The organism is Pseudomonas oplopanacis (assembly GCF_057128725.1).
Genome location: NZ_JBSKHV010000007.1, coordinates 257,805 through 280,759, shown reverse-complemented (window position 1 = coordinate 280,759; position 22,955 = coordinate 257,805). Strand labels below are relative to the sequence as shown.

The 22,955-nt window shown below is 60.7% G+C and carries 14 protein-coding genes; 10 read left to right on the top strand and 4 right to left on the bottom strand.

Annotated elements, in window-relative coordinates; genetic code table 11:
- Positions 1-46: 46 nt before the first annotated feature.
- The 7 genes from tpx (at position 47) to ACWKV5_RS16590 (ending at position 12,916) form a co-directional block, all read left to right on the top strand.
- The gene (gene tpx, locus ACWKV5_RS16620) at positions 47-547 is read left to right on the top strand and encodes a thiol peroxidase (RefSeq protein WP_008030203.1); all 501 of its coding nucleotides are present in this window, start codon (positions 47-49) and stop codon (positions 545-547) included.
- Between the two features lie 179 nt (positions 548-726).
- On the top strand, positions 727-2,043 hold the full coding sequence (locus tag ACWKV5_RS16615; protein ID WP_483842139.1) for an MdtA/MuxA family multidrug efflux RND transporter periplasmic adaptor subunit: 1,317 nt from the start codon (positions 727-729) through the stop codon (positions 2,041-2,043).
- Positions 2,040-5,144 carry an MdtB/MuxB family multidrug efflux RND transporter permease subunit gene (locus tag ACWKV5_RS16610; RefSeq protein WP_483842138.1) on the top strand — a complete coding sequence of 1,035 codons (3,105 nt, stop codon included), beginning with the start codon at positions 2,040-2,042 and terminating at the stop codon, positions 5,142-5,144. The genes ACWKV5_RS16615 and ACWKV5_RS16610 overlap by 4 nt, the downstream gene beginning before the upstream one ends.
- Entirely contained in the window at positions 5,141-8,248 is a 3,108-nt protein-coding gene (locus ACWKV5_RS16605) for an efflux RND transporter permease subunit (protein ID WP_483842137.1), read from the top strand. The genes ACWKV5_RS16610 and ACWKV5_RS16605 overlap by 4 nt, the downstream gene beginning before the upstream one ends.
- Positions 8,245-9,726 carry an efflux transporter outer membrane subunit gene (locus ACWKV5_RS16600; RefSeq protein ID WP_483842136.1) on the top strand — a complete coding sequence of 494 codons (1,482 nt, stop codon included), beginning with the start codon at positions 8,245-8,247 and terminating at the stop codon, positions 9,724-9,726. The genes ACWKV5_RS16605 and ACWKV5_RS16600 overlap by 4 nt, the downstream gene beginning before the upstream one ends.
- A gap of 244 nt (positions 9,727-9,970) precedes the next feature.
- Entirely contained in the window at positions 9,971-12,052 is a 2,082-nt protein-coding gene (locus tag ACWKV5_RS16595; protein WP_483842135.1) for a putative bifunctional diguanylate cyclase/phosphodiesterase, read from the top strand.
- A 117-nt stretch (positions 12,053-12,169) separates the two neighbouring features.
- Positions 12,170-12,916: an SDR family oxidoreductase gene (locus ACWKV5_RS16590; RefSeq protein WP_483842134.1), complete on the top strand. Its 747-nt coding sequence runs from the start codon at positions 12,170-12,172 to the stop codon at positions 12,914-12,916.
- 132 nt (positions 12,917-13,048) lie between these two features.
- Here ACWKV5_RS16590 and mapR read toward each other — a convergent pair whose 3' ends face one another.
- The 3 genes from mapR to ACWKV5_RS16575 form a co-directional block, all read right to left on the bottom strand.
- A complete protein-coding gene (gene mapR / locus ACWKV5_RS16585; RefSeq protein WP_483842133.1) occupies positions 13,049-14,458 on the bottom strand; it encodes a GntR family transcriptional regulator MpaR in 1,410 nt (469 codons plus the stop codon).
- A 149-nt stretch (positions 14,459-14,607) separates the two neighbouring features.
- Positions 14,608-16,038 (bottom strand): cytochrome c oxidase accessory protein CcoG, encoded by a 1,431-nt coding sequence (ccoG, locus tag ACWKV5_RS16580; RefSeq protein ID WP_483842132.1) that lies wholly within the window; start codon positions 16,036-16,038, stop codon positions 14,608-14,610.
- Between the two features lie 194 nt (positions 16,039-16,232).
- Positions 16,233-16,466 carry a DUF3203 family protein gene (locus tag ACWKV5_RS16575; protein ID WP_483842131.1) on the bottom strand — a complete coding sequence of 78 codons (234 nt, stop codon included), beginning with the start codon at positions 16,464-16,466 and terminating at the stop codon, positions 16,233-16,235.
- Between the two features lie 120 nt (positions 16,467-16,586).
- Between ACWKV5_RS16575 and ACWKV5_RS16570 the strand changes: the two genes are divergently transcribed.
- The gene (locus tag ACWKV5_RS16570) at positions 16,587-17,087 is read left to right on the top strand and encodes an MgtC/SapB family protein (protein ID WP_483842130.1); all 501 of its coding nucleotides are present in this window, start codon (positions 16,587-16,589) and stop codon (positions 17,085-17,087) included.
- Between the two features lie 10 nt (positions 17,088-17,097).
- Here the strand turns inward: ACWKV5_RS16570 and ACWKV5_RS16565 are convergent, their stop codons facing one another.
- Entirely contained in the window at positions 17,098-17,262 is a 165-nt protein-coding gene (locus tag ACWKV5_RS16565; protein WP_483842129.1) for a hypothetical protein, read from the bottom strand.
- Between the two features lie 198 nt (positions 17,263-17,460).
- Between ACWKV5_RS16565 and ACWKV5_RS16560 the strand changes: the two genes are divergently transcribed.
- Positions 17,461-19,455 carry an alpha-1,4-glucan--maltose-1-phosphate maltosyltransferase gene (locus ACWKV5_RS16560; protein WP_483842128.1) on the top strand — a complete coding sequence of 665 codons (1,995 nt, stop codon included), beginning with the start codon at positions 17,461-17,463 and terminating at the stop codon, positions 19,453-19,455.
- A gap of 157 nt (positions 19,456-19,612) precedes the next feature.
- Positions 19,613-22,954 carry a maltose alpha-D-glucosyltransferase gene (gene treS / locus ACWKV5_RS16555; protein ID WP_483842127.1) on the top strand — a complete coding sequence of 1,114 codons (3,342 nt, stop codon included), beginning with the start codon at positions 19,613-19,615 and terminating at the stop codon, positions 22,952-22,954.
- The last annotated feature ends 1 nt before the right edge of the window (position 22,955 follow it).

Below are 22,955 nucleotides of genomic sequence, written 5' to 3'. Positions count from 1 at the left end.
GGCCTCTTCAAAATTCTCCACATCAACGTTCAGAAGGACTCCGTTCATGGCTCAAGTCACTCTTAAAGGCAACCCGGTTCAAGTCAACGGCCAACTGCCACAAGCCGGTTCCAAGGCGCCAGCCTTTTCCCTGGTTGCCGGCAATCTGTCCGACGTGACCCTGGCGAGCTTCGCCGGCAAGCGCAAAGTGCTGAACATTTTCCCAAGCGTCGACACCCCGACCTGCGCTACTTCGGTTCGCAAGTTCAACGCCCAGGCCAATGATGTCGCCAACACTGTTGTGCTGTGCATCTCCGCTGACCTGCCGTTCGCCCAGGCACGCTTCTGCGGCGCCGAAGGCCTGGAGAACGTGCAAAACCTGTCGACCCTGCGCGGTGCCGAGTTCATCGAGAACTACGGTGTTGCCATCGCTGACGGCCCGCTCAAAGGCCTGACCGCCCGTGCGGTCGTGGTTCTGGATGAAAACGACAACGTGCTGCACAGCGAACTGGTCAAGGAAATCGCTGAAGAACCGAACTACGAAGCAGCACTCGCCGTTCTGAAATAAGCGACGTCATTACAATTGTTAACGGCCTGGCCCTGTCCAGGCCGTTTTCATTTGTGATTCAGTGTCTTGCCCAAACATCCTGTTACGTAAGCCGAAGGTAAATTGCCGGTAAAGCCGCTTTGCTTAATACCCGCCAGTGCTTATCGTTCAGCCTCATGTAAAACAAGCCCACGCGCCCAATGGTTGATCATTCAATGCAATCCTCCGCTTCCCGTAGTCCTCGTCGCTGGCTGTTCGGCCTGCTTGTCCTGTTGGTCATCGCTGGCGTGTGCTGGAAATTCTGGCCCACCGGTGCTGCTCACAAGGAGGGCGCAGGGCAGAAAGCCGTGGCCGGTCATACCGGCAGGTCGGGGGGAATGCGCCCGGGTTTCGGCGGGGCAACCGGTCCGGTGCCTGTGCGCGTGGCGCCTGCGGTCAAGGGTGACTTCCCGCTGTACTACAAGGCGTTGGGCACCGTTACCGCGCTGAACACCATCAACGTGCGCAGCCGTGTGGGCGGCGAGTTGACCAAGGTGGCGTTCGAGGAAGGGCAAATGGTCAAGGCTGGCGATTTGCTGGCTGAAATCGACCCACGTCCGTACCAGAATGCCTTGCTCCAGGCCGAAGGCACGTTGCTGCAGAACCAGGCACAACTGAAAAACGCTCAGGTCGATGTCGAGCGTTATCGCGGGCTGTTCAAGGAAGACAGTATCGCCAAGCAAACCCTGGACACCGCAGAAGCTTTGGTCGGTCAGTACCTGGGCACCGTCAAGACCAATCAGGCTGCGGTCAACGACGCCAAGCTCAATCTCGAATTCACCAGGATCCGCGCGCCGATTACCGGGCGTGTCGGTTTGCGTCAGCTCGACGTCGGCAACCTGGTCGCCGCCAACGACACCACGGCGCTGGCGATCATCACCCAGACCCAACCGATCAGCGTCGCCTTCACCTTGCCGGAAAACAACCTTGATGTGGTATTGGCCCGCTATCGCACTGGCGCCAAACTGCCCGCCGAAGCCTGGGACCGTAGCGACACCAAACTGCAGGCCACCGGCGTCTTGCAGAGCCTGGACAACCAGATCGACACCACCACCGGCACCCTGAAATTCAAGGCGCGCTACGAGAACCGCGATCAAACCCTGTTCCCTAATCAGTTCGTCAACGTCCACTTGCTGGCCGACACCCTCAAGGGTGTGGTGCTCGCACCGTCGGCTGCGATTCAGTTCGGCACCAACGGCACCTTCGCCTATGCGCTGGACGGCGACAAGAAGGTCACTATCCGTCAGTTGAAAGTCGGCGCCAGCGATGGCACGAATACGGTGATCACCGAAGGCCTGGCGCCCGGCGATCGTGTGGTACTGGAGGGCACCGACCGCTTGAAGGAAGGCAGCGAAGTCGAAGTGGTCAATAACCCCGACGACGTACCGACTACCCCGACCGGGCACCTGCAAGGCAAGTCGGCGGCGAACGCCACTGAGCCGGCCGCTGCCGACAAGGCGAAAAAGGGCGGCGCATGAACATCTCGCGGCTGTTCATCCTCCGTCCGGTCGCCACGACCCTGAGCATGCTGGCCATTGTATTGGCCGGTTTGATCGCCTACCGGTTGCTGCCGGTGTCAGCGTTGCCCCAGGTCGATTACCCGACGATCCGCGTGATGACGCTCTATCCCGGCGCCAGCCCGGATGTCATGACCAGCGCGGTTACCGCGCCACTGGAGCGCCAGTTCGGGCAAATGCCCGGCCTGACCCAGATGGCGTCGACCAGTTCGGGCGGCGCGTCGGTGCTGACCTTGCGGTTCAGCCTCGACATCAACATGGACGTCGCCGAACAGCAGGTACAAGCCGCGATCAACGCGGCGACCAATTTGCTGCCCAAGGACCTGCCTGCACCGCCGGTGTACAACAAGGTCAACCCGGCGGACACCCCGGTGCTGACCCTGGCCATTACCTCCAAAACCATGTTGTTGCCCAAGCTCAATGACCTGGTCGACACGCGCATGGCGCAGAAAATCGCCCAGATCAGCGGTGTCGGCATGGTCAGTATTGCCGGTGGCCAGCGCCAGGCGGTGCGGATCAAGGTCAACCCCGAGGCCCTGGCGGCGAACGGTCTGAACCTCTCGGACGTGCGCACGCTGATCGGTGCTTCCAACGTCAACCAGCCCAAGGGCAACTTCGACGGCCCGACCCGGGTGTCGATGCTGGATGCCAACGATCAACTGACGTCGCCCAAGGACTACGCCAACCTGATCCTGGCCTATGCCAACGGCGCGCCGTTGCGGCTCAAGGACGTGGCAGAAATCGTCGACGGCGCGGAAAACGAACGCCTGGCGGCATGGGCCAATGAAAACCAGGCAGTGCTGCTGAACATCCAGCGCCAGCCGGGTGCCAACGTGATCGAGGTGGTCGACCGTATCAAGGCCTTGCTCCCGAGCATTACCGACAATCTGCCGGCTGGCCTCGACGTCACGGTACTGACCGACCGCACCCAGACCATCCGCGCCTCGGTCAAGGATGTGCAGCACGAGTTGCTGATCGCCATTGCCTTGGTGGTGATGGTGACATTCCTGTTTCTGCGCCGTGCCAGTGCGACGATCATTCCATCGATTGCCGTGCCGTTGTCGTTGATTGGTACGTTCGGCGTGATGTACCTCGCCGGGTTTTCGGTGAATAACCTGACCCTGATGGCCCTGACCATCGCCACCGGTTTTGTGGTGGACGATGCGATCGTGATGCTGGAGAACATTTCCAGGTTTATCGAAGAAGGGGACAGCCCCCTGAATGCCGCGCTCAAGGGCGCGAAGCAGATCGGTTTCACCCTGATTTCCCTGACCCTGTCGCTGATCGCGGTATTGATCCCGCTGCTGTTCATGGCCGACGTGGTCGGACGTTTGTTCCGTGAGTTTGCGATTACGCTGGCGGTAGCGATCCTGATTTCGCTTGTGGTGTCCCTGACCCTGACGCCGATGATGTGCGCGCGGTTGCTCAAGCGTGAACCGAAGGAAGAAGAGCAGGGGCGTTTCTACCGGGCTAGCGGCGCGACAATCGACTGGATGATCGCGGCCTACGGGCGCAAATTGCAGTGGGTGCTCAAGCACCAGCCGCTGACCTTGCTGGTGGCCATCGGCACGCTGGCGTTGACCGTGTTCCTCTACATGGTGGTGCCCAAGGGCTTCTTCCCGGTGCAGGACACCGGGGTGATCCAGGGCATTTCCGAGGCGCCGCAGTCGATTTCCTTCGCCGCGATGAGCGAACGCCAGCAAGAGCTGGCCAAGGTAATCCTCGCCGACCCGGCGGTGGAAAGCCTGTCGTCCTACATCGGTGTCGACGGTGACAACTCCACACTCAACAGTGGTCGCCTGCTGATCAACCTCAAGTCCCACAGCAACCGTGACCTCAGCGCGACCGAGGTCATTGCTCGCCTGCAACCGGAACTGGACAAACTGGTCGGCATTCGTCTATTCATGCAGCCGGTGCAGGACCTGACCATCGAAGACCGTGTCAGCCGCACGCAATACCAATTCAGCATGTCGTCACCGGACTCGGAATTGCTCACCTTGTGGAGCGGCCGCCTGGTCGATGCATTGTCCCATCGTCCAGAACTGACCGACGTTGCCAGCGACTTGCAGGACAAGGGTTTGCAGGTCTATCTGGTGATCGACCGCGATGCCGCTTCCCGGGTCGGGGTGTCAGTGTCGAACATTACCGATGCGCTTTACGATGCCTTCGGTCAGCGGCAGATTTCGACCATCTACACCCAGGCCAGCCAGTACCGCGTGGTGCTGCAATCGCAATCCGGGGAGAAAATCGGTCCGGATGCGCTGAACCAGATTCACGTGAAAACCACCGACGGCGGGCAGGTTCGCCTGTCCAGCCTGGCGCACATCGAAGAGCGCCAGGCGCAACTGGCCATTACTCACATCGGCCAGTTCCCGGCGGTGATGATGTCGTTCAACCTGGCGCCGGGTGTGGCGCTGGGGCATGCGGTCGAGATCATCGATCAGGTGCAGAAAGACATCGGCATGCCAATTGGCGTGCAGACCCAGTTCCAGGGTGCGGCCGAGGCGTTCCAGGCGTCGTTGTCGAGTACCTTGCTGCTGATTCTGGCGGCGGTGGTGACCATGTACATCGTGCTCGGCGTGCTGTACGAGAGCTATATCCACCCGATCACCATTCTCTCGACCTTGCCGTCTGCAGCAGTAGGCGCCTTGTTGGCGTTGATCCTGAGTGGCAACGATCTCGGCATGATCGCGATCATCGGCATCATTTTGCTGATCGGTATCGTGAAAAAGAACGCGATCATGATGATCGACTTCGCCCTCGACGCAGAACGCAATCAGGGCATGGACCCGGAAACCGCGATCTATCAAGCCGCGTTGCTGCGCTTCCGGCCGATTCTGATGACCACGCTGGCGGCGTTGTTTGGTGCGGTGCCGCTGATGCTGGCCACCGGTTCCGGCGCGGAATTGCGTCAGCCACTGGGGCTGGTGATGGTCGGCGGGTTGCTGGTGAGCCAGGTGCTGACCTTGTTCACCACGCCTGTCATCTATTTGTACTTCGACCGACTCGGCCGGCGCTGGGGCCACAAGTCTGACGCCGTGGAAGCGGTAGAACAGCCATGAACCTGTCCGGACCGTTCATCAAGCGCCCGGTCGCAACGATGTTGCTGAGCCTGGCGATCATGCTCCTGGGCGGCGTAAGTTTCGGCCTGTTGCCGGTATCGCCGTTGCCGCAGATGGATTTCCCGGTGATCGTGGTGCAGGCCAGCCTGCCCGGCGCGAGCCCCGAGGTCATGGCCTCGACCGTGGCCACGCCGCTGGAGCGATCCTTCGGCGCCATCGCCGGGGTCAACACCATGAGCAGTCGTTCCAGCCAGGGCTCGACCCGGGTGATCCTGCAGTTTGACCTCGACCGCGACATCAACGGCGCAGCGCGGGAAGTGCAAGCGGCGATCAACGCCTCGCGCAACCTGCTGCCGAGCGGGATGCGCAGCATGCCGACCTACAAGAAGGTCAACCCGTCCCAAGCGCCGATCATGGTGCTGTCGCTGACGTCGGATGTGCTGGAAAAGGGTCAGCTTTACGATTTGGCCTCGACCATCCTGTCCCAGAGCCTGTCGCAGGTGCAGGGCGTGGGCGAAGTGCAGATCGGCGGCAGTTCGTTGCCGGCGGTGCGTATCGAGCTCGAACCGCAAGCCCTCAACCAGTACGGCGTGGCCCTCGACGATGTGCGCAACACCATTGCTAATGCCAACGTGCGCCGGCCCAAGGGCTCGGTCGAAGATGGCGAGCGGTTGTGGCAGGTCCAGGCCAACGATCAACTGGAAAAAGCCAAGGATTACGAGTCGCTGATCATCCACTACAACGGCGGCGCAGCCCTGCGCCTCAAGGATGTGGCTAAGGTCAGCGATGGCGTCGAGGACCGCTACAACAGCGGTTTCTTCAACGACGACGCGGCGGTGCTTCTGGTGATCAACCGTCAGGCCGGTGCCAACATCATCGAGACGGTCAATGAAATCAAGGCGCAGCTGCCGGCGTTGCAGGCTGTGCTGCCGGCCAGCGTCAAGCTGAACCTGGCGATGGACCGGTCACCGGTGATCAAGGCGACCCTGCATGAAGCGGAAATGACCCTGCTGATTGCCGTCACGCTGGTGATTCTGGTGGTGTTCCTGTTCCTCGGTAACTTCCGGGCCTCGCTGATCCCGACGCTGGCGGTGCCGGTGTCGCTGGTCGGCACGTTTGCGGTGATGTACCTCTACGGATTCTCGCTGAACAACCTGTCGCTGATGGCGCTGATCCTCGCCACCGGGCTAGTGGTCGACGATGCCATCGTGGTGCTGGAGAACATCTCCCGGCACATCGACGAAGGCGTGCCGCCGATGAAGGCCGCGTACCTCGGTGCACAGGAAGTCGGGTTTACCTTGCTGTCGATGAACGTCTCGCTGGTGGCGGTGTTCCTTTCGATCCTGTTCATGGGCGGGATCATCGAAAGCCTGTTCCGCGAGTTTTCCATCACCCTGGCCGCGTCCATCGTGGTGTCGCTGGTGGTCTCGCTGACCCTGACGCCGATGCTCTGTGCCCGTTGGCTGAAGCCGCACACGCCGGGTCAGGAAAACCGTTTACAGCGCTGGAGCCAGCGCGCCAACGAATGGATGGTCGGCAAATACGCGACCAGCCTCGACTGGGTATTGCGTCACCGTCGACTGACTTTGCTCAGTTTATTAGTGACAATCGGCATTAACATTGCGCTGTATGTGGTTGTTCCTAAAACGTTTCTTCCGCAGCAAGACACCGGCCAGCTGATTGGTTTCGTGCGCGGTGACGACGGCCTTTCGTTCAATGTGATGCAGCCGAAGATGGAAACCTTCCGGCGTGCCGTGCTCAAGGACGACGCGGTGGAAAGCGTCGCGGGGTTCATCGGCGGCACGAACGGCACCAACAACGCTGTCATGATCGTGCGACTCAAACCGATCAAGGAACGCAGCATTTCCGCGCAGAAAGTCATCGAGCGCCTGCGCAAGGAAATGCCCAAGGTCCCCGGCGCACAGTTGATGCTGATGGCGGACCAGGACCTGCAATTTGGTGGTGGCCGCGAACAGACCTCGTCGCAGTACTCCTACATCCTGCAAAGCGGGGATCTGGGCGCATTACGCGAGTGGTACCCGAAAGTCGTCACTGCGCTTAAGGCGTTGCCTGAGTTGACGGCAATTGACGCTCGGGAGGGTCGTGGTGCGCGGCAGGTCACGCTGATTGTCGATCGCGATCAGGCCAAGCGCCTGGGTGTCGACATGAGCATGGTCACGGCCGTACTGAACAACGCCTACAGCCAGCGGCAGATATCGACGATCTACGACAGCCTCAACCAGTATCAGGTGGTGATGGAAGTCGATCCGAAATACGCCCAGGACCCGGTGACGCTCAAGCAAGTGCAGGTGATCACCGCCGATGGCGCGCGGATTCCGTTGTCGACCATCGCTCACTACGAAAACAGCCTGGAAGACGATCGGGTCAGCCACGAAGGCCAGTTCGCCTCCGAAAGCCTGTCGTTCGACATGGCTGAGGGCGTGACGGTGGAGCAGGGCACCGCTGCCATCGAACGGGCGATTGCCAAGGTCGGTTTGCCTGAAGACGTGATCGCGAAAATGGCCGGCACCGCCGATGCGTTCGCCGCCACCCAAAAGAGCCAGCCGTGGATGATTCTCGGCGCGCTGGTGGCGGTTTATCTGGTGTTGGGTGTGCTGTATGAAAGCTACATCCATCCGCTGACCATTCTGTCGACCTTGCCGTCAGCCGGGGTCGGCGCGTTGCTCTCGATCTATGCACTGGGCGGCGAGTTCAGCCTGATCTCGTTGTTGGGACTGTTTCTGCTGATCGGCGTGGTGAAGAAAAACGCCATTCTGATGATCGACCTCGCGCTGCAACTCGAGCGCCATCAAGGCCTGGCACCGTTGGAGTCGATTCGCAGTGCCTGTCTGCAACGTTTGCGCCCGATCCTGATGACCACGCTGGCGGCGATCCTCGGTGCCGTGCCGTTGCTGCTGAGCCGGGCCGAAGGCGCGGAAATGCGCCAGCCACTGGGCCTGACCATCATCGGCGGGCTGATCTTCAGCCAGGTGTTGACCCTTTACACCACCCCGGTGGTTTACCTCTATCTCGACAAACTGCGCCATCGCTTCAATAAATGGCGTGGGGTGCGTACCGATGCTGCTCTGGAAACTCCGCTATGACTGACCGTTCGCTTATCAATCTGGCCGCCCCGCTGGCCGCCGCCCGAGGCTCGCGCCTGCTGAGCCTGGCGCTGTGCGTGGCGATGCTCAGCGCTTGTGCTGTCGGCCCGGACTATCAGCGCCCGCCAGCGGCTGCGCCGGTGCAGTACAAGGAAGCGGCAGGCTGGCGTCAGGCCAGTCCAAGCGACTCTCTGGCGCGTGGCGCCTGGTGGGAGTTGTATGGCGATCGGCAGCTCAACGGTCTGATCGAGCAACTCAACCGCTCCAACCAGACGGTGGCCCAGTCCGAGGCCCAATACCGCCAGGCCCAGGCCTTGGTGCGCAGTGCGCGCGGGGCGTTTTTTCCGACAGTGGATTTGACCGTCGGCAAAAACCGCTCGAGCCAGGGCACCGGCAGCAGCAATTCGAGCCTGACCAGTTCTTCAAGCGGCATTCGTGACACGTACACGGCCCAGGCCGGCGTCAGTTGGGAAGCGGACGTGTGGGGCAAGCTGCGCCGGGGCCTTGAAGCCGATACCGCCAATGCCCAGGCAAGTTTTGCCGACCTGGCCGCGATGCGCCTGAGCCAGCAGTCCGAGTTGGTGCAGAACTACCTGCAATTGCGGGTGATCGACGAACAGAAGCGCTTGCTGGAAGCGACGGTCGAGGCCTATCAGCGTTCACTGACCATGACTGAAAACCAATACCGCGCCGGTGTTTCCGGGCGGGACGCGGTGGCGCAGGCGCAAACTCAACTCAAAAGCACCCAGGCCGACATGGTTGACCTGATCTGGCAGCGTGCCCAGTTCGAGAACGCCATTGCCGTGTTGATCGGGCTGCCTCCGGCCGAATTCAGCCTGGCAGAAACCACCGCCATCCCGACCTTGCCTGAAGTGCCGGTGGGCCTGCCTTCGCAATTGCTGGAACGGCGTCCGGACATTGCCTCCGCCGAGCGCTCGGTGATGGCAGCCAACGCCAACATCGGCGTGGCCAAGGCCGCGTACTACCCGGATTTCACCCTGAGCCTGAACGGCGGGTATAGCAGCAGCACCTATTCCAACTGGATCAGCGTGCCCAACCGTTTCTGGTCGGTCGGCCCGCAACTGGCGATGACCTTGTTTGACGGTGGCCAGCGCTCGGCAGAAGTCGATCGCAGCGAAGCGGCTTACGACGAGACCGTGGCCAAGTACCGCCAGACCGTGCTCGATGGCTTCCGCGAAGTGGAAAACTACCTGGTACAGCTCAAGGTGCTGGAGCAAGAAGCCGGCGTGCGCCAGGAAGCACTGGAGGCAGCGCGTATCTCGTTGCGCCTGACCCAGAATCAGTACAAGGCCGGTTTGATTGCTTATCTGGATGTGGTGGTGGTTCAAGCTACGGCGTTGAACAACGAACGCAGCGTGCTGGATCTTTTGCAGAGCCGGTTGATTGCCAGTGTGCAATTGATCGCTGCGCTGGGCGGCGGTTGGGACGGGGCGTTGCAGGTCAGCGAAAACCAATAACACCATTCTTTGTGGTGAAGGGGTTGGTACGGCTGGTCGGGTTACCTGTGGCGTGGGAGCAAGCTCCCTCGCCACAGGTTTAGTGTCACGGCGTACCGATCCCATTTGGCATCAAACAAGCGTTTCATCGGGTTGATGGCCATTTGCTTATTTTGTCAGTGCGTTCTTTTACGCAATCAGTACAATCGCCCGCATTTGCCCCCCGAGTAAGAATGCTCTACGGCGGGCGCTCGCGAGATGTCTCATGCTGATCGGTAGCTATTCACCCACCCTGGTTATCATTTCGCTCTGTGTGGCGATTCTCGCGTCCTATACCGCGCTCGACCTGACCGGGCGAATTGCCACGGCCAAAGGCCGGGCGGTGCATTTGTGGACGGCGGGCGGTGCTTTTGCCATGGGTATTGGCGTGTGGTCGATGCACTTCATCGGGATGCTCGCGTTTAATTTGCCGATTGACCTGGGTTACGACCTCACGATCACCTTCCTGTCGCTGCTGACCGCCGTCCTCTCTTGCGGATTTGCCCTGTGGCTTGTCAGTCAGCCGAAGTTGCCGGCCTGGCAACTGGCGTTTGGCGCGCTGGTGATGGGTGCCGGGATCAGTGCGATGCACTACACCGGCATGGCCGCCATGCGCATGCAGCCGGGCATCGATTACGACCCGACTCTGTTTGGCACCTCGCTGCTGATCGCCGTGGGCGCTTCAGGCGCGGCACTCTGGATCGCCTTCCGTCTGCGTCAGCACACACCCTATGTCGGCCTGATCCGCGGTGGTGCGGCGATCATCATGGGCATCGCGATTGTTGGCATGCACTACACCGGCATGGCGGCAGCGCGTTTCCCGGACGGCAGTTTCTGTGGGGCGGCCGTCAGCGGCTTGAACGGCAAGGGCCTGGACAATCTGGTGCTGATTACCACGCTGGCGGTGCTGAGCATTGCCTTGCTGACGTCGGTGCTGGATGCACGTCTGGAAGCACGCACCGCTGACCTCGCACGCTCGCTGACCGAAGCCAACCGCGAACTGACGCAACTGGCCTTGCACGACCCCCTGACCGGTTTGCCCAATCGCGTATTGCTGGCCGATCGCATCGAACAGGCGATGTCCAAGGTCAAGGAGCAGGGCGGTTGTTTTGCGCTGATGTTCATCGATCTGGACGGTTTCAAACCGGTCAATGATGCCTTTGGCCACCACATGGGCGATCAGTTGCTGCGTGAAGTCGGCCTGCGCCTGCGGGAAGATTTGCGCAGCCAGGACACATTGGCCCGCATCGGTGGTGATGAATTTGTGCTGCTGGTGCGACTCGCCGAGCCGGATGATGCGCTGAGCCTGGCGGCGCGCCAGGTCGGTTTGATTGCTCGTACGTTCCGGGTGGCCGAACATGACTTGCAGATTTCCGCCAGCGTCGGCATCGCGCTGTACCCAGGCAATGGACAGACCGCCCAAGACCTGCTGATGAACGCTGACGCCGCGATGTATCACGCCAAGGGTGCCGGGAAAAACGGCTACAGCTTCTTCGACGCCTCGATGAACAGCAACGCGCGCAAGCAGCTGCAATTGCTGCAGGATCTGCGCAATGCGCTGGAACAGAAACAGTTCAGCCTCTATTACCAGCCCAAGTTCGACGCGATCAATGGCCGGCCGGTGGGCGCCGAAGCACTGCTGCGTTGGGAGCATCCGACGCGGGGCATGATCCTGCCGGACACGTTTATCGATCTGGCGGAAAAAACCGGGCTGATCATTCCGATCGGCGAGTGGGTGCTCAACGAAGCCTGCCGCCAGATGCGCGAATGGTATGTGCTGGGCTACACCGACTGGCGGATCGCGGTGAACCTGTCGGCGTTGCAGTTCTGCCACGCCGGCCTGGTTCAGAGCGTGGCCAAGGCCCTGAGTACCCATCGGCTGCCGGCCAATAGCCTGACCCTGGAAATCACCGAAACCACCGCCATGAGCGATGCCGATGCGAGCATGACGGTGTTGCAGGAACTCTCGGCCATGGGCGTCGACCTGTCCATTGATGACTTCGGGACGGGTTATTCGAGCCTGATGTACCTCAAGCGCCTGCCGGCCAATGAGTTGAAGATCGACCGCGGTTTCGTCCGTGATCTGGAGCACGACAGCGACGACGCCGCCATTGTCTCGGCCATCGTCGCGCTCGGTCAGGCGCTGGGCTTGCGAATCGTCGCTGAAGGGGTTGAAACCGGCGTGCAGCAAGACTTCCTGACCAAACTGGGATGTGATTCATTGCAGGGATATCTGCTCGGACACCCGTTGCCGGCCGATCGTTTCATGGTCGACATCCTGCGCGCAGAACAACTCACCACCGCCTGAGATCTTCACAGGTGTGCAACAGATGGGTGGTATCTGTTGATGTGAGCCCATGCAAAAGCCGGCAAGGGCGGTTATTCTTGACCCCGACTGCTTACGTAGGATTGGGAGAACGCTTACATGGACAAAGTCATCGTCATCACCGGTGGCGGCCGCGGCATTGGTGCCGCCACCGCCTTGCTGGCTGCCAAACAGGGCTATCGGATCTGTATCAACTACCAGTCTGACGAGTCCGCCGCGCAAAGTGTGCTGGAGCAAGTCCGCGCACTGGGCGCCCAAGCCATTGCGGTGCGCGCCGATGTCAGCATCGAAGATGAAGTGATCTCCATGTTCCACCGCGTGGACACCGAACTGGGCCGGGTCACGGCACTGGTGAACAACGCCGGGACCGTCGGGCACAAGTCCCGGGTCGACGAAATGTCCGAGTTCCGCATTCTCAAGATTCTCAAGACCAACGTGCTGGCGCCGATCCTCTGCGCCAAGCACGCGATTTTGCGCATGTCGCCCAAACACGGCGGGCAGGGCGGCAGCATCGTCAACGTGTCGTCGGTGGCCTCGCGTTTGGGCTCGCCCAACGAGTACGTGGATTACGCCGCATCAAAAGGTGCGCTGGACAGCTTCACCATTGGTTTGTCCAAGGAAGTGGCGGGTGAGGGCATTCGCGTCAACGCCGTGCGGCCGGGGTTTATCTTCACTGATTTCCATGCACTGAGCGGCGATCCGGACCGGGTCAGCAAGCTTGAGTCGGCGATTCCGATGGCTCGGGGTGGCAGGCCGGATGAAGTGGCGGAGGCGATTGTGTGGTTGCTGTCGGACAAGGCTTCTTATGCGACCGGGACTTTTGTTGATCTTGGTGGCGGGCGTTAATTCATAGCATTTGTATTGCCTGTACTGGCCTCTTCGCGAGCAGGCTCGCTCCCACAGGTTTTGTGGACACTGAAGATCCACCGTGGGAGCGAGCCTGCTCGCGAAGGCGGCAGTCCAGACAACAACAATCGCTCAGAACGACCGCACAATCCGCCCCAACGTCTCCATCGCCTTCTCCGAATCCTCGGTCCACGGGCTGCCATAATTCAGCCGAATGCAATTGCGAAACCGTTGCGTCGGCGAAAAGATCGGCCCCGGTGCGATGCTGATGCCTTGCGCCAACGCCATCTGGAACAACTTCAAAGAATCCATCTGCGCCGGCAATTCCAGCCACAGAAAATAGCCGCCAGCCGGCTGACTGACGCGGGTCTGGGCCGGGAAGTAGCGGGCGATGGCGGCAAGCATGGCGCTTTGCTGTTCTTCCAGTGCATAACGCAATTTACGCAAATGCCGGTCGTAACCACCGTGTTGCAGGTAATCGGCGATGGCCGCTTGTGCCGGCATCGACGCGCAAAGTGAGGTCATGAGTTTTAAGCGTTCGATCTTCTGCGCATAACGCCCGGCCGCCACCCAACCGATGCGATAGCCGGGGGCCAGGCTTTTGGCGAACGAGCCGCAGTGCATCACCAACCCTTCGGTATCAAACGCCTTGGCCGGTTTTGGCGCCTGTTGTCCGTAATACAGCTCGGCGTAGACATCGTCCTCGATCAACGGCACCTGATGGCGGCGCAGCAACTCCACCAGTTCCTGCTTTTTCGCCTCGGGCATGGTCGCGCCCATCGGGTTCTGGAAACTGGTCATGCACCAGCAGACCTTGATCGGATGGCGTTCCAGCGTCTGGGCGAGCACTCCCAGGTCAATGCCATCGCGCGGATGCACCGGGATTTCCACAGCCTTGAGTTTCAGCCGTTCGAGTATTTGCAGGCAGGCGTAGAACGCGGGCGCTTCAATGGCCACCAGGTCGCCGGGTTCCGTGACCGCTTGCAGGCACAGGTTCAAGGCTTCGAGGGCGCCGTTGGTGATCAGCAGCTCTTCCATCGGCAGCATCAGCCCGCCAACCATGTAGCGCAGGGCGATTTGCCGACGCAATTGCGGGTTGCCCGGCGACATGTCGGTGACGACCATGCGCGGGTCCATCTCTCGGGAGGCACTGGCCAGCGAGCGCGACAGGCGCTGCAGCGGGAACAGGGTCGGGCTGGGGAAGGCTGAACCGAACGGGACGGTGTTTGGGTCCTTGATCGAGTCGAGCACCGAGAACACCAGTTCGCTGACGTCGACTTCGGTGGACTCGTTGACCTGGCTGCTGATCACCGGCTCCGAAAACGGGCTCGGTGCGTGGACGTTGACGAAGTAGCCGGAGCGCGGGCGGGCGCGGATCAGGCCGCGGCGTTCGAGCAAGTAGTAGGCCTGGAACACCGTGGACGGGCTCACCCCGTAGGTCTGGCTGGCGTAGCGCACCGACGGCACGCGCTGGCCGGGGCCGAGGACACCGGAGCGGATCAGTTCAGCGATGTCGTCGGCGAATTTTTCGTAGCGTTTCATCAGCATCCCGCAATCGAATGAGTTCAATCAGCTGTTGTGGCGAGGGAGCTTGCTCCCGCTGGGGTGCGCAGCGCCCCCAAAATTTTATGACTGCTGCGCAGCCGAGCGGGAGCAAGCTCCCTCGCCACAGGGCACCGCAGTCTAAGGGATCAACGGTTCATCGGCGCAACAAACCGGCTTTTCGCTTCGCTATAAATGCCCGGCTCATCGCTGTCTTCAATCTTGAAGATGATCGTCTGCGAACTGCTGCTCGGCCGTTCCGTGGTCATCGCCACCGATACCGGCACATCGACAATCTCGCCCGGCGCCAGGCTCAGTTGCGTCTTGCCTTGCAACTGGAAGCCGTCGCCCTCCACCAGACTCAAACGATAGTCCTGGCGCAGCTGGGTTTTATTAATGACCTTGAGGCTGTAGATGTTTTCGATCTGCCCCTGACTGTTTTCACGGAACAACCCACGGTCCTTGCTCACGTCCAGCGACACCATCGGCCGCTCCACCAGCGCGAGGGCGAGGGCGCCGATCATCACCAACAGCACCGCTGTGTAACCAATCAGCCGTGGCCGCAGCAGGTGCGTCTTGCCCCCCTGCAACTCATGCTCCGAGGTGTAGCTGATCAGCCCACGGGCATAGCCCATTTTGTCCATGATCGAGTCGCAGGCGTCGATGCACGCGGCGCAGCCGATGCACTCCATCTGCAAGCCGTCACGGATGTCTATGCCGGTCGGGCAGACCTGCACGCACAGCTGACAGTCGATGCAATCACCCAGACCGACCTCGGCCGGTTGCACTTCACGCTTGCGCGGGCCACGGTTCTCACCACGGGCCGCATCATAGGAAATGGTCAGGGTGTCTTTGTCGAACATCACGCTCTGGAACCGCGCATACGGGCACATGTGCATGCACACCGCTTCACGCAGCCAGCCGGCGTTGATGTACGTGGAGCCGGTGAAGAACAGCACCCAGAACAGGCTGACACCGCCCATTTGCCAGGTCAGCAGCTCTTCGGCCAATGGCCGGATCGGGGTGAAATAGCCGACGAAGGTCAGCCCGGTGAGCAGGCTGATCGCCAGCCACAGCGTGTGCTTGGTGGAGCGGCGCAGCAGTTTGTTCAAGCCCCACGGCGCGGCTTGCAGCTTGATGCGCTGGTTGCGTTCGCCTTCGGTGATTTTCTCGCACCACATGAAGATCCAGGTCCAGGAGCTCTGCGGGCAGGTGTAACCGCACCAGACTCTGCCTGCGAACACGGTGATCGCAAACAGACCGAACGCGGCGATGATCAACAGCGCCGACAGCAGGATGAAGTCCTGCGGCCAGAAGGTCGCGCCGAAGATGTGGAATTTACTTTCGGAAAGGTCCCAGAGCACCGCCTGGCGGTCGCCCCAATTCAGCCACACCGTGCCGAAGAACAGCAAAAACAGAAATCCCGCTCCGCTCAAACGCAAGGTGCGGAACAGGCCTGTGAAGCTTCGGGTGTGGATCAGGTTGTCGCTGGACTTGGCCTTCATCTTTGGACGCGAAGGCTCAAAAGTCTGTACCGCAGCGGTGCTTTCAACTAATCGGACGGGGATTCTATCGCTCATGGTCTGTCGCTCATCAGCCTCCATCAGGCCAGCGCACTATGAGCGTCGATCTGTTTGCATAACAGACTCAGGTATTGCAATAAAAAGCGGATCAGATGAGCGCTAATCCGCTATGTGCGACAACTTGAAGCACCAGCCCCGGCGCGACGCAGCCGCCTATCTCAAGCCTGCGCCGCGGTTGTTGATCGGCGTCATCAAATTACCGAATCACTGTCCGTGGCCTTCAAATGCCGGCGACCATCCACCGCGCCTGCTACGGTCAATGCATCGGCTTCTGCTTCGGTGATGTAGATACGCTGGCCGGCAAGGTCCACTGCTGACATGGATTTTTCCGAGTCGGTGACAATGGTGACGTCGGGGCACAGGCGAATTTCCTCGCCGTTTTCGGTGGTGAAGAAGCAAGTCTCGTTTTCGATGCGCACGGTCATGGTGGTGTCCTTTTTTCTGCGGGTACTTAACCGTTAGGGCGCATTCGCCGGCCATCGTTCGGTGCAACCGATTAATGGTCGGCGCGGTCCATCCTCTGACAACCGCACAAGGATCACAGCATGAACGCCTGGTGGCATGAAGTTTGGGTGACGCTGCAAGCGGAGTTCGCCGACATCGGTGATGCATCGCAATTGACGCGAATTACCGTGCGCCTGCTGATAGCGGCGTTACTGGGCGGGATTCTCGGTTTCGAGCGTGAGCACAAGGGCAAGGCCGCCGGGGTGCGAACCCACATGCTGGTGGCGCTGGGAGCGGCGCTGTTTGTGCTGGTACCGCAGATGTCCGGCGCTCAGGCCGATGCGATGAGCCGGGTGGTGCAGGGCGTCATTGCCGGGATCGGGTTTCTCGGCGCCGGGACTATCCTGAAAAACACCGAGGGCGACGAAGCCCAGGTCAAAGGCCTGACCACCGCCGCCGGGTTGTGGATGACCGCCGCCATCGGCGTGTCGGCCGGCCTGGGGCGCGAGGCGACGGCGGTGTTCAGTACGTTGCTGGCGTTGGCGATTTTCAGCGTGATGCCGCGGATCGTGCGCCTGATCGACAACGACCGCACCCCGTAAATTGTCATGATCAGGGCCGCACAATCACCGGCGGCATGGTGCTCGGTGGTTCTTCCCGAGGTGGCGGTTGAGTGCCGGGCGGGTCCTGCTCAGGCACGGGTTGCGGCTCAGTCGGTGGAATGACCGGGCTGTCGATGTTCGGGTCAGGCGTTTCGGCAGGGATTGGAATACTCATTGTTCAAGCCTCCAGTGGCACATGGCGTAAGTCGTGCTTAAGTGGATTGACCTCCTGACGCGGGAATTGATTCCCCGCAAAACGCCAGGGCAATTCCCTCTGAACTTTTATCGCCGACGGTGGCTCCCAACCTAAGTGAATCAAATCAGGGAACACCCGCTACAAGAGCGTCCATGGGGCGTAAAGGAGAGATGCTCGATGACTGCTGAAAAACCGACAGAGCTGAACTACAACCCGCATATGCCGCTGTCGCAGGCTTTATTACTGCCGCGAATCGCCATTGAAAATACCCAGCCGAGCCTTGATGGCGGACAGTTCGCCGTCAAGGCCGTGGTCGGCCAGGACGTGGTGGTGACCAGCAAAGTGTTTGCCGACGGTCACGACAAGCTGGCCGTGCGAGTGCGCTGGCGTGCCGAAGGCGACGAAGTCTGGCAAAGCGCAGTCATGGCGGACCTGGGCAATAACGGCTGGCAAGGCCAGTTCCGCATCGAGCGTCAGGGCCGCTATCTGTTCTGCATCGAAGCCTGGATCGATCAGTTCGCCAGCTTCTGCTACGAGCTGGAGAAGAAACACGCGGCGCGAGTCCCGGTCAGCCTGGAGTTGCAGGAAGGCCGTACTCAGGTGCTGAAGGCGGCCGAGCGCAGCGAGGGCGTGTTGAGCGAACAACTGGCGGCGATGCACCACGAATTGTCCGGTCTGCTCGAAAACGAGCAGGTGGCGCTGTTTCTGCACCAGCGTAGCGCCGAGCTGATGGCCCAGGCCGATCATCGTGCCTATGTAAGCCTCAGCCCCGAGTACCCGCTGGATGTCGAACGGGAGCTGGCGCAGTTCGCCAGTTGGTATGAGTTGTTTCCGCGCTCGATCACCGACGATCCGGCCCGTCACGGCACCTTCAATGATGTGCACTCGCGGCTGCCGATGATTCAGGACATGGGCTTCGACGTTCTGTACTTTCCGCCGATCCACCCGATCGGCCGCAGTTTCCGCAAAGGCCCGAACAATTCCCTGACGGCCGGTCCCGACGACCCCGGCAGCCCCTATGCGATTGGCAGCGAAGAGGGCGGGCACGAGGCGATTCATTCAGAGCTGGGCACCCGCGAGGACTTCCGCCGACTGGTCGCCACGGCGGCGGACTACGGACTGGAAATCGCCCTCGACTTTGCGATTCAGTGTTCCCAGGACCACCCATGGCTGCAGCAGCACCCGGGCTGGTTCAACTGGCGGCCGGACGGCACGATCAAATACGCCGAGAACCCGCCGAAAAAATACCAGGACATCGTCAACGTCGACTTCTATGCGACCGAGGCGATTCCAAGCCTGTGGGTCGAACTGCGCGACATCGTGGTCGGCTGGGTCGAGGAGGGCGTGAAGATCTTTCGCGTCGACAACCCGCACACCAAACCGCTGCCATTCTGGCAATGGCTGATCGCCGATGTGCGCGCGTTGTACCCCGAAGTGATCTTCCTCGCGGAAGCCTTTACCACGCCGGCAATGATGGCGCGGCTGGGCAAGGTCGGTTATTCGCAGAGCTACACCTATTTCACCTGGCGCAACACCAAGCATGAGCTGGCGACGTACTTCACCGAGCTGAACGAATCGCCGTGGCGTGAATGTTACCGGCCGAACTTCTTCGTCAATACACCGGACATCAATCCGGCCTTCCTGCATGAGTCCGGGCGCGCCGGTTTTTTGATCCGTGCGGCGCTGGCGACCATGGGCTCTGGGCTGTGGGGCATGTATTCGGGTTTCGAGTTGTGTGAATCAGCACCGATCCCGGGCAAAGAGGAATACCTCGACTCCGAGAAGTACGAGATTCGTCCACGGGACTTCAATGCGCCGGGCAACATCATTGCCGAGATCGCGCAGCTCAACCGCATCCGCCGGCAGAACCCGGCGCTGCATACGCACCTTGGCCTGAAGGTCTACAACGCGTGGAACGACAACATTCTGTATTTCGGCAAGCGCAGTGCGGACCGCAGCAATTTCATTCTGGTGGCGGTGAGTCTCGATCCGCATAACGTTCAGGAAGCCAATTTTGAATTGCCGCTGTGGGAAATGGGTTTGCCCGACGACGCCATCACCCAGGGCGAAGACTTGATGAACGGGCATCGCTGGACCTGGTATGGCAAGTACCAGTTCATGCGCATCGACCCGGCGTATCAGCCGTTCGGCATCTGGCGAATAACTACCTAACACGCAGAACCTGTGGGAGCGAGCCTGCTCGCGAAAGTGGTGAGCCAATCGCCAAAGATGGATCGGATGTACCGGCCTCTTCGCGAGCAGGCTCGCTCCCACAGGTAATCATTGTGTTTGGGCTCAGCGGCTTTTTCGATTTCAACAGGAGTTTCAAATGGCGAAGAAACCCAAGGCAGCCACCTTCATCAAGGACCCGCTCTGGTACAAGGACGCGGTGATCTACCAGGTTCACGTCAAATCATTTTTCGACTCCAACAACGACGGGATCGGCGACTTTCCCGGCCTGATCGCCAAACTCGACTACATCGCCGACCTGGGCGTCAACACCATCTGGCTGTTGCCGTTCTACCCCTCGCCACGCCGCGATGATGGCTACGACATCGCCGAGTACCGGGGTGTCCACGCCGACTACGGCACGATGGCCGATGCCAAGCGTTTCATCTCCGAAGCCCATGAACGTGGCTTGCGGGTGATTACCGAACTGGTCATCAACCACACCTCGGATCAGCACGCCTGGTTCCAGCGCGCCCGCAAGGCCAAACCCGGCTCGGCGGCGCGGGACTTCTACGTCTGGTCCGATGACGACCACAAGTACGACGGCACCCGCATCATCTTTCTCGACACCGAGAAATCCAACTGGACCTGGGACCCGGTCGCCGGCCAATACTTCTGGCACCGTTTCTACTCCCACCAGCCGGACCTGAATTTCGATAACCCGCAAGTCATGAAAGCCGTGCTCTCGGTAATGCGCTATTGGCTCGACATGGGCATCGACGGCCTGCGCCTGGACGCCATTCCGTACCTGATCGAACGGGACGGCACCAACAACGAAAACCTCCCCGAGACCCACGACGTCCTCAAGCAGATCCGCGCCGAGATCGATGCCAACTACCCGGACCGCATGCTGCTGGCCGAGGCCAATCAATGGCCGGAGGACACGCAACTGTACTTCGGCGACACCGACGCCCAAGGTTTGAATGGCGACGAATGCCACATGGCCTTTCATTTTCCGTTGATGCCGCGCATGTACATGGCGCTGGCTCAGGAAGATCGCTTCCCGATTACCGACATCCTGCGCCAGACCCCGGAGATCCCGGCCAACTGTCAGTGGGCGATTTTCCTGCGCAACCACGATGAGCTGACCCTGGAAATGGTCACCGACAAGGAGCGCGACTACCTGTGGAATTACTACGCAGCCGACCGTCGGGCGCGGATCAATCTGGGCATCCGCCGTCGTCTGGCGCCATTGGTAGAGCGAGATCGTCGTCGCGTGGAGCTGCTTAACAGCCTGCTGCTGTCGATGCCCGGCACGCCGACCCTGTATTACGGCGATGAAATCGGCATGGGCGACAACATCTACCTCGGCGACCGCGATGGCGTGCGCACTCCGATGCAGTGGTCGATTGACCGTAACGGCGGGTTCTCCCGCGCCGACCCGGCGAGCCTGGTGTTGCCACCGATCATGGACCCGCAATACGGCTACCTGTCGGTCAACGTCGAAACCCAGGCCGGCGATCCGCATTCGCTGCTCAACTGGACCCGACGCATGCTCGCCGTGCGCAAACAGTCCAAGGCTTTCGGGCGCGGTACGCTGAAAATGCTTTCGCCGAGCAACCGGCGGATTCTGGCCTACACCCGTGAATTCACCGGCGAGGATGGCAAGCACGAAATCATCCTCTGCGTGGCCAACGTCTCGCGCAGTGCCCAGGCGGCGGAACTCGACCTGTCGGCGTACGTCGGCATGGTGCCAGTGGAGATGCTCGGCGGTAACGCGTTCCCGCCGATTGGCCAATTGAATTTCCTCCTGACCCTGGCGCCGTACGGTTTCTATTGGTTCGGGCTCGCGGCGGAAAACCAGATGCCGAGCTGGCACGTGGAACCGGCGCAAAGCCTGCCGGACTTCACCACGCTGGTGTTGAAGAAACGCATGGAAGAACTGCTCGAAACGCCGTCGCGCGGCACGCTGGAGCAAGGCATTCTGCCGAGCTGGCTACAGAACCGCCGCTGGTTTGCCGGCAAGGACGCAGCCATCGAACAGGTCAACCTGGCCTATGGCGTGCGCTTCGGCGATCCGTTGCACCCGGTGCTGCTGAGCGAAATCGAAGTCTCCAGCGCCGGCCAGACCCACCGCTACCAGTTGCCATTCGGTTTTATTCCCGAAGATCAGGTCGGCGCCGCACTGCCTCAACAGCTGGCATTGTCGCGGGTGCGACGTGGGCGTCAGGTGGGTTTGATTACCGACGCCTTCAGCCTCGAACCCTTTATCCATGCCGTGTTGCATGGCATGCAGAACGACACGGTGTTGTCGTCGAGCGAGGGTGACATCCGCTTTGAACCGACCGCGGAACTGGCGAAACTCGGGCTGACGCAAGAGTCGCCCATACGCTATCTCTCGGCCGAGCAATCCAACAGTTCGGTGGTGATCGGCAACAGCCTGGTGCTCAAACTGATCCGCAAACTCGCCTCGGGCGTGCACCCGGAACTGGAAATGAGCGCGTACCTGACCAATGCCGGGTTCCAGAACATCTCGCCACTGCTGGGCTCGGTGGTGCGCCGCGACGAACACGGCGAGGACACCTTGTTGATGATCGCCCAGGGTTATCTGAGCAATCAGGGCGATGCCTGGGAATGGACCCAAAACAACCTTGAACGCGCGCTGCGTGATGAGTTGGCTGACGCGATCTCCGAGCAGGAACAGCACTACAACGCCCTCGGTGAGCTGAAGGATTTCGCCGGCATGCTCGGCCAGCGCCTGGGAGAAATGCACCAGGTCCTGGCGGCCCCGACCAAAGACAAGGACTTCGCGCCGCAGGTGACTACTTCGAAAGAGGCGCTGGCCTCGGCCAAGGACGTGGCGGCGCAGCTGGAACACGCGCTCAAGTTGCTCAAGCAGCATCAAAATCAACTGAACCCGGCGGATCAGGCTTTGGTCAGTCGTTTACTGGACGAGAAAAAAGCCATCCTCAGCCATGTTCAGGAACTGGGCAAGAAAGCCGTCGGTGGCTTGCGCATCCGCGTCCACGGCGACTTGCACCTGGGTCAGGTGCTGGTGATCAAGGGCGATGCCTACCTGATCGACTTCGAGGGTGAGCCGGCGCGGCCGTTGCGTGAGCGACGCGGCAAGCACAGTCCGTACAAAGACGTCAGCGGTGTGTTGCGTTCGTTCGATTACGCCGCTGCGATGACGATCAATGTGCACAACGTCGACAACACGGCCGAAGCTCAGGGGGCGCGCCAACGGGTCGCCGAGCGTTACCTGATTGAAGCGAAACAGGCATTTGTCGACGCTTATCGGCTGGCGGCAGCTAGTCTTGCTCATGCGTGGCAAGATCCGGAAGGCGAGGACGCCGCGCTGGCGTTGTTCGGTCTGGAGAAGGCGGCCTATGAAGTGGCGTATGAGGCCGAAAATCGACCCACTTGGCTGCCGGTGCCGTTGCACGGCTTGTATGGATTATTGAGTGGGCTTAAACCCTTTTCCGATCTTGGTGGAGAGTAGT